Source organism: Corallococcus sicarius, from assembly GCF_003611735.1.
Classification (GTDB): Bacteria; Myxococcota; Myxococcia; order Myxococcales; family Myxococcaceae; genus Corallococcus; species Corallococcus sicarius.
The window spans coordinates 1-7,339 of the sequence record NZ_RAWG01000394.1; the positions used below are offsets into that span (position 1 = coordinate 1).

At 67.7% G+C, this 7,339-nt stretch carries 7 protein-coding genes; 3 read left to right on the plus strand and 4 right to left on the minus strand.

Annotation, left to right across the window (positions count from 1 at the left end):
• Together D7X12_RS36710 and D7X12_RS36715 are read left to right on the plus strand one after the other, a co-directional pair.
• Positions 1 to 628 (plus strand): J domain-containing protein (locus tag D7X12_RS36710; RefSeq protein WP_244225004.1); only part of this gene is annotated, 628 nt, incomplete at its 5' end.
• Positions 629 to 655: 27 nt separating this feature from the next.
• Positions 656 to 1,489, plus strand: coding sequence for a CvpA family protein (locus tag D7X12_RS36715; protein ID WP_120629859.1), 834 nt, complete (start codon positions 656 to 658; stop codon positions 1,487 to 1,489).
• On the opposite strand, the gene clpX is transcribed toward D7X12_RS36715, so the two are convergent.
• Positions 1,479 to 2,552 (minus strand): ATP-dependent Clp protease ATP-binding subunit ClpX, encoded by a 1,074-nt coding sequence (clpX, locus tag D7X12_RS36720; RefSeq protein WP_120629860.1) that lies wholly within the window; start codon positions 2,550 to 2,552, stop codon positions 1,479 to 1,481. The genes D7X12_RS36715 and clpX overlap by 11 nt on opposite strands.
• A gap of 234 nt (positions 2,553 to 2,786) precedes the next feature.
• Here clpX and speA point away from each other — a divergent pair, with 234 nt between their 5' ends.
• A complete protein-coding gene (gene speA, locus D7X12_RS36725) occupies positions 2,787 to 4,796 on the plus strand; it encodes a biosynthetic arginine decarboxylase (RefSeq protein WP_120629861.1) in 2,010 nt (669 codons plus the stop codon).
• Positions 4,797 to 4,808: 12 nt separating this feature from the next.
• On the opposite strand, the gene D7X12_RS36730 is transcribed toward speA, so the two are convergent.
• The 3 genes from D7X12_RS36730 to D7X12_RS36740 all read right to left on the minus strand — a co-directional run bounded on the left by D7X12_RS36730 (position 4,809) and on the right by D7X12_RS36740 (position 7,153).
• Positions 4,809 to 5,333, minus strand: a complete 525-nt coding sequence (locus D7X12_RS36730; protein WP_120629862.1) for a hypothetical protein — start codon at positions 5,331 to 5,333, stop codon at positions 4,809 to 4,811.
• A 123-nt stretch (positions 5,334 to 5,456) separates the two neighbouring features.
• Positions 5,457 to 5,894 (minus strand): OsmC family protein, encoded by a 438-nt coding sequence (locus D7X12_RS36735; protein ID WP_120629863.1) that lies wholly within the window; start codon positions 5,892 to 5,894, stop codon positions 5,457 to 5,459.
• 35 nt (positions 5,895 to 5,929) lie between these two features.
• A complete protein-coding gene (locus tag D7X12_RS36740) occupies positions 5,930 to 7,153 on the minus strand; it encodes a deoxyhypusine synthase family protein (protein ID WP_120629864.1) in 1,224 nt (407 codons plus the stop codon).
• Positions 7,154 to 7,339: the final 186 nt, after the last annotated feature.

A 7,339-nucleotide genomic window follows, 5' to 3' on the forward strand; every position in this document is an offset into this window, starting at 1 on the left:
GCCCCGCCCGCCGTCGGTCTCCCCTCCTCCCGCACCGGCCGCCGCGTCCGAGGGCCCGGCCCTCACGCTGGAGCAGCTCACGGAGCTGGAGGTCCGCTGCGCGAAGCTGGATCAGACGGACTACTTCGAGCTGCTCTCGCTGGAGCGCTCCGCCGTGCCCTCTGACATCAAGAAGGCCTTCTACCGGGAGAGCCGCATCTACCACCCGGACCGCTTCTTCCATCTGGAGTCCAAGGCCCTGAAGGAGCAGGTGCACGAACTCTACAAGCGCGTCACCGAGGCCTATTACGTCCTGCGCGACGACACCAAGCGCAAGAAGTACCTCGTGGACATCGCCGGCCCGGACCGCGCGCAGAAGCTGCGCTTCACCGACGCCTCCGAGGCGGAGACGAAGGCCGCAGTGAAGAAGGAGCAGGAGGAGCAGATCGGCACCCACCCCAAGGGTCGCCAGTTCTACGCGCAGGCCCAGAAGGACCTGGACGCGGGCAACCCGTCCGCCGCGGAGCGCAACCTGAAGATGGCGCTCACCTACGAGCCCTCCAACGCCCGCTACAAGGAAACCCTCGCGGAAGCCCAGAAGCAGACCGCGGAGAAGTCCAAGGGCGATTCGTCGTTCAAGATCCGCTGAGCGCTTGCGGCACCGGGAGTCCCTTCCATGGTCATCGACCTCATCCTCCTGGGCCTGGTGCTCTTCTTCGGCGCCCTCGGGGCCCTCTCCGGCGCGGCCCGGCAGGTGGCGAACACGGCCGGCCTCGCGGTGGGCTACTTCGTCTCCCGCAAGCTCGCGCCCATCATCGGCCCCAAGCTCGCCGTCGCCCTGGGCTCGCCGCTGCTCGTGGGCACCCTCGCCGGGACGGTGCTCCTCTTCGTCGTGACGTGGCTCACCGTGCGCTACGCCCTGGGCGCGCTGCTCCTGCGCTTCCTCTCCGGCAAGGACCCGGAGGATCGCGGCATGGACCGCACCCTGGGCTTCGTGCTCGGCGCCGGGAAGATGGCCGCCCTCTTCTGGGTCTGCCTGAGCGCGCTCACCTTCCTCGAGCAGCACGTCATCGTCGCCGGCAAGCGCGTGGGCGTCTCTCCCATGGGCTCCGTCGCCTTCGACCTGTCACGCCGCTACAACCTCTTTGAAATCACCCAGTTCGCGCCCCTGAAGGACCTGGTCCACGTGGCCCAGGCCGCCCAGGATCCGGCGAAGGTGCGCAAGCTCCAGGACGACCCGGCCTACAAGGCCCTGCGCAAGGATCCGCGCTTCCAGCTCGCGCTCCAGCACCAGGACCTCAAGGACGCACTGGAGCGCGGTGATACCCAGGCGCTCCTGCGCAACGACGTGGTGCTCCAGCTCATCCAGGACCCGCAGGCGGCGGCGCGGTTGGGCGCCGCCGCACGGGCCTCGGAACGGCCCGCTCCCGCGAAGGAGAAGGAACGGCCCGCTCCCGCGAAGGAGAAGGAACAGCCCGCTCCCGCCAAGGAACGGCCCGCTAAGCGTTGAGCTCCACGTCGTCCAGGCTGGACAGCCGCGCCTTCACGAAGTCCGCGTCCACCGCCACCTGCCGGTGCCGCCGCTCGGGCGCCTCGAACATCACGTCCGACATCACGTGCTCCAGGATGGAGCGCAGCCCGCGCGCCCCCAGCCCGCGCGACACGGAGTAGCGCACCACCTCGCGCAGGCCGCCCTCCGGGAACTCCAGCTCGATGTCGTCCAGCGACAGCAGCTCCTTGAACTCGCGGGTGATGGCATCGGGCGGCTCGGTGAGCACGCGCAAGAGCTCCGGCTCACCCAGCCGCTCCAGTTGCACCATCACCGGCATGCGGCCCAGGAACTCCGCCATCATCCCGAAGTCCACCAGCTGCCGGGTGGAGATGCGCTTCTCCTTCTTCTTCGCGCCCGCCGCGTCCGCGCCGAAGCCCATCATCCGGTTGCTGTCGTCGCCGAAGTCGTGCAGGTCGCTGAACGTGCCCGCGCAGATGAAGAGGATGTCGCGCGTGTCCACCTGCACGAAGTCGCTCTTGTTCCACGCCTGGGTGACGTTCATGGGCACGTGCACCTCGCGCCCCTCCAGCAGCTTCAGGAGCGACTGCTGCACGCCCTCGCCGCCGATGTCGCGGCTGCCGGCGCCGTTGCGCGCGCCCTGCGTACGACGGGCGATCTTGTCCACCTCGTCAATGAAGATGATGCCCCGCTGGGTGTCCTCCACCGAGTGGTTCGCCTTGAAGAGCAGGTCGGACACCATCACCTCCACGTCCTTCCCGTAGTAGCCGGCCTCCGTGTACTCGGTGGCGTCGACGGTGGTGAAGGGCACGTGGAGGATGTCCGCCAGGTTGCGCGCGATGTGCGTCTTGCCGCTGCCGGTGGGGCCGATGAGCAGGATGTTCGACTTCTTGATGAGTGACTGACGCCGCATCCGCCGTGCCTGGATGCGCTTGAGGTGGTTGTGCGCGGCGATGGCCACCGCCCGCTTCGCCGCGTCCTGTCCGATGACGAAGCGATCCAATCGCTCGAAGATCTCCCGCGGGGTCAGAGGTGCTTCTTCCCTGCGTGCGGACGACTCCATGTACCCTCCCCTTCTCTCCACTCGGCCTCCCTCGGATTCCACAGGAGGAAGGGTAGGAATTGGATGCTGAGCAGCCCACCAGGGCCAGCACCTCCGTAAGGCCCCTGCTCGCCTGCCTGCTCCACGAACAGGCGGCTATTGAATGCCCGGGACGTTTCCGATAGTCCGGCCCCCCTCCCTTGTTCATGGGAGCTTCCATCCGCCGCACGTCTCACCGGAGGCAACGAAACAACGATGCCCGCTACCGCCCCTCAGCACCGCTGGACCCTGGCCGATGCCCATGAGCTCTACGGAATCCGGAACTGGGGCTCGCCCTACTTCGGCATCAACGAAAAGGGCCACGTGTGCGTCCATCCGGACGGCCCCACCGCTCCGAGCATGGACCTCAAGGAGCTGGTGGACGAGGTCCGCCGCCGGGGCATCGGGCTGCCGCTGCTCCTGCGCTTCACGGACGTGCTGCGCCACCGCGTCGTCCACCTGAACAACGCGTTCAAGAAGGCCATCGCGGACCAGGGCTACAAGGGCCTGTACCGGGGCGTGTACCCCATCAAGGTGAACCAGCACCGCTACGTGGTGGAGACCATCATCGAGGCGGGCAAGGAGTTCACCTACGGGCTGGAGGCCGGCAGCAAGCCGGAGCTGCTCGCGGTGATGGCGCTGCTGGACAACGAGGACGCGCTCGTCATCTGCAACGGCTACAAGGACGAGGAGTACATCGAGACGGCCCTCTTCTATTCGCGCCTGGGCCGCAACGTCATCCTCGTGGTGGAGAAGCCCAGCGAGCTGCCCCTCATCGCGGAGGTCGCGCGCCGCACCGGCATCGCGCCCCGGCTGGGCATGCGCGTGAAGCTGTCCACGCGCGGCGCCGGCAAGTGGGAGGCGAGCGGCGGCGACCGCTCCAAGTTCGGCCTCTCCTCGTCGGAGCTCATGTCCTGCATCAGCTTCATGAAGGACGCGGGCCTGCTGACCTCCTTCGAACTGCTGCACTTCCACCTGGGCAGCCAGATCTCCAACATCCGCAACGTGAAGAACGCGCTGCGCGAGGTGGGCTGCTTCTACGTGGAGGTGGCCCGCCAGGGCGCCCCGCTGAAGTACCTGGACGTGGGCGGCGGCCTGGGTGTGGACTACGACGGCTCCCAGACGAACTTCGCCTCCTCCATGAACTACACGACGGAGGAGTACGCCAACGACGTCGTCTTCGGCGTGATGGAGGCGTGTGATCGCGCGGGCGTGCCGCACCCCACGCTCGTCTCCGAGTCCGGCCGCGCCGTCGTCGCGCACCACGCCATCCTGGTGGTGGACGTGCTGGGCACGAGCGAGTTCGACCCGACCCAGACGCCCGACAAGGTGGACGAGAAGGCGCCCTCCGTGGTGCGCAACCTCTGGTCCACCTTCCGCGAGGTGACGAACAAGAACGTCATCGAAGCGTTCCACGACGCGCAGGACGCCAAGGAGGAGAGCCTCCAGCTGTTCTCCCTGGGCCACCTGTCGCTGGAGCAGCGCGTGGCGGCGGAGAACCTCTACTGGGCCATCTGCCACAAGATTTTGCGCATCGCGCGCGAGTCCGGGGAGATTCCCGAGGAGCTGGAGGTCCTGGAGAAGCAGCTGTCGGACACCTACTTCTGCAACTTCTCCGTGTTCCAGTCACTGCCGGACTCGTGGGCCATTGATCAGCTCTTCCCGATGATGCCCATCCACCGGCTGGCGGAGAAGCCGACCCGGCGCGCGACGCTGGCGGACATCACCTGCGACTCGGACGGGAAGATCGAGCACTTCATCGACAAGCGCGAGGTGAAGGACGCGCTGGAGCTGCACGCGCTCAACAGCGACGACTACTACCTGGGCATCTTCCTCGTCGGCGCGTACCAGGAGATTTTGGGCGACCTGCACAACCTCTTCGGGGACACGCACACGGTGCAGGTGTCGCTGGCGCCGGGCGGCGGCTACCTCATCGACCACGTCGTCGCGGGCGACACCGTGACGGAAGTGCTCAACTACGTGAGCTACAACAAGGACGACCTCGTCGCGAAGCTGCGCAAGTTCACGGAGCTGGCGCTGCGCCAGGGGCGCATCACCCTGGACGAATCGCGCAACCTGCTGCGCGTCTACGAGGACGGCCTGTCGGGCTACACGTACCTGGAGCGCGAGGTGGACGCGACGTTCACCTCCGCCAGCCAGCTGCGCCTGCTGCCGGGGCCGGAGAACGGCGCCGCGCGCCCGCCGGTGTCGCCCTCCGGAACCTGATTCCCTGACGGCTCACGCCTCCGTCGGGACCGGTGCTTCACCGGTCTCGACGGACGTGTCCGCGAACGCGCTGTCCGTCGCGCGCAGCCGCAGCTTCTGGAGCGTGAGCAGCTGCCCCTCGGCGCGCTCCGCCAGGAAGCCGAAGTCGAACCGCTGCAGGCGCGGCTCCTTCGCCGCGATGCGCTCCAGGCTCCTCCACATGGACACCCGTCCGTGGGAGCCGACACACAGCCCCTCCAGCTCCACCAGCCGGCTCAACGGGGAGTAGCGCAGCCAGGAGCCGTTGAGCTTCAGCCGCGACAGCTTCTCCACCACCCACGCGCCGCCCACCTTCACCGGATCCGCCTTCACGTCCAGGGCGCCCATCACCGCCAGCAGTGTGGCGCGGTCCTGCTCCAGCAGCGGCACCAGCGTGCCCAGGTACTGGCCCACCGGGTTGCTGCGGTTCTCATGCTCCGCCCTGCGCGCCAGGTCCACGCCCACCGTGGAGCCCATGAGGTGGTCGTTCAGGTAGATGCCCAGTCGTTTCACATTCATTGCCGCATGCCCCTCCCAGAGCGTCAGCGCACTTCAGGCAGGGTGGGCACTCAGCCGCGTTGCCGCAGGCCGTTGCCGGGGCTCGGAAGGCAGGCAGCCTGCCGAGCCCCTGCTACACGGACGTCAATCCGGATAGCCGAACGACGCCGTCACCTTCACGTCCGGGTGGAGGCTGCGCGCCACCGGACACTCGTGGGCAATCTTCTCCAGCAGCTGGCGCTGGGGCGGGGTGAGGCCGGACGGCAGGAGGATGGACAGCACCAGCTCCGCGATGCGGCGCGGCGGCGGCGTCATCCGCTTCTCCACCGTCGCGCGCACCTCGCCCAGCGTGAAGCCCTCGCGCGTGGCCGTCAGCTGCATGGTCGTGACGACGCAGGATGCGAGCGCCGCGCCCATCAGGTCCGTGGGGGAGAAGCTGCCACCGGTGCCGCCGTTGTCCTTCGGCGCCTCCGTGGGCAACGCCGCGCCCGAAGGGCCGTGGGTCACCTGCGTCTTCAACTGGGGGGCACTCACCAGGGACATCACCACGCCCGGAGCGGGCACCGCAGGCTGCTGACTCATCACCGCCTCCTTGTGACTCGTGAGGGGACTGCTCTCTAACGAACGAAGCTGTCGTGGGCCTTTGCGTCCTTCTTCGTGGAGGGCTCGGCCTCCTCGACGCTCCAGTCCAGCGTCTTCATCAGCGACTTGCTGCGCTTCTTCACGGCCGCGTCCAGGAACTTCACGGCCGCGTCCATCTTGTCCATCAGCCGCATCGGCTTGCGCTTGTTCTTCGGCTCACTGAACAGCGCGTGCGTGAGCCAGGGGAACACCGCCGTCACGTCGCAGTGCACGTACATGGAACCCGTCTCCACGGCCTCCACGGACACCTTGCCCCAGGTGTGGCCCTCGCCGGCCGGGCAGCTGGACAGCGCGCCGTTGTCCACCGGGTCCACGCAGAACTGCACGTCGATGTCGAAGCCCGACGTGGGGACGTTGAGGATTTGGTCCAGCAGCGGCTCGCCCTGGAGCGTGTAGTTCTTGGGCACGCCGCCGCCCAGGATCCAGATGGCCAGCTTCCCGCTGCCGTTGTGGCGGCAGTAGTGCTGCATCGCGGCCATGGAGAAGACATCCTCGTTGATGTCGAGCTCGAACTTGAACGCGTCTCCCAGGAGGCGCTTGAGCTTCACGACGTTGAGGAAGATGGAGCCGTCCTGCACCGCGCCCACCCAGATGGGGACGCCGTGCTTGTAGCAGGTGGACAGGAGCGACGGCTGCTTGACGCCCAGCTCCTTCTCGATGCCGTGGATGGCCTTGCCGAGCAGGTAGTGGAACTCCGGCGTGGTCATCTTCTTCTGGAACTGGGGCTGCCGCAGGATGGCGGAGAAGAGGCGGTCGGTGTCGAGCAGCGCCTCCTCCCAGAAGCCCAGGTCGTAGATGCGGATGATGCGCGCCAGGCGGTACTGGAGGTCGCCCGCGTTGGGGTTCACCTCGCGGATGCCGTGGCCGATGATGCGGTGGGCGTCGTGGTAGAGGTTGGCGCCCGTGGTGGTGATGGCGGAGATGATGCCCTTCTCCACCAGCGGGATGAGGCAGGACTGGTGCAGGCCCGCGGGCGTCATCGCGCCCGACAGCGTCAGGAAGATGGACGCGTCCTGCTGCACCGACTGCTGCATCAGTTCGAACGCGGTGCGCTCCTGCCGGCCCACGTAGGCGCTGAACGCGTGCGCGAGCAGCTCCGCCGGCTTCTCCTTGCCGGTGATGGGGCGGGGATCCGCCTTGCGCGCGTTCGCGTAGGCGGCGCGAAGGGAGGACTTCTTCGGGGTCGGGGTCTTGGCCATGGCGCGGCGATCTAACACCGCCAGCCGGCCAAGGGGAGCACGGCCTTCGACAGCGGCCCCGAGGTCCCCCACCAGCGGTCCTGCGGGCGACAGGAAGAAGACAGGAACAATCCCGCCGCCGTGCTGATTCACACAGGGCCCGCTCTTCCGGCCCCCGCTCCCACGGACATGGCATAAGAGTGGCTG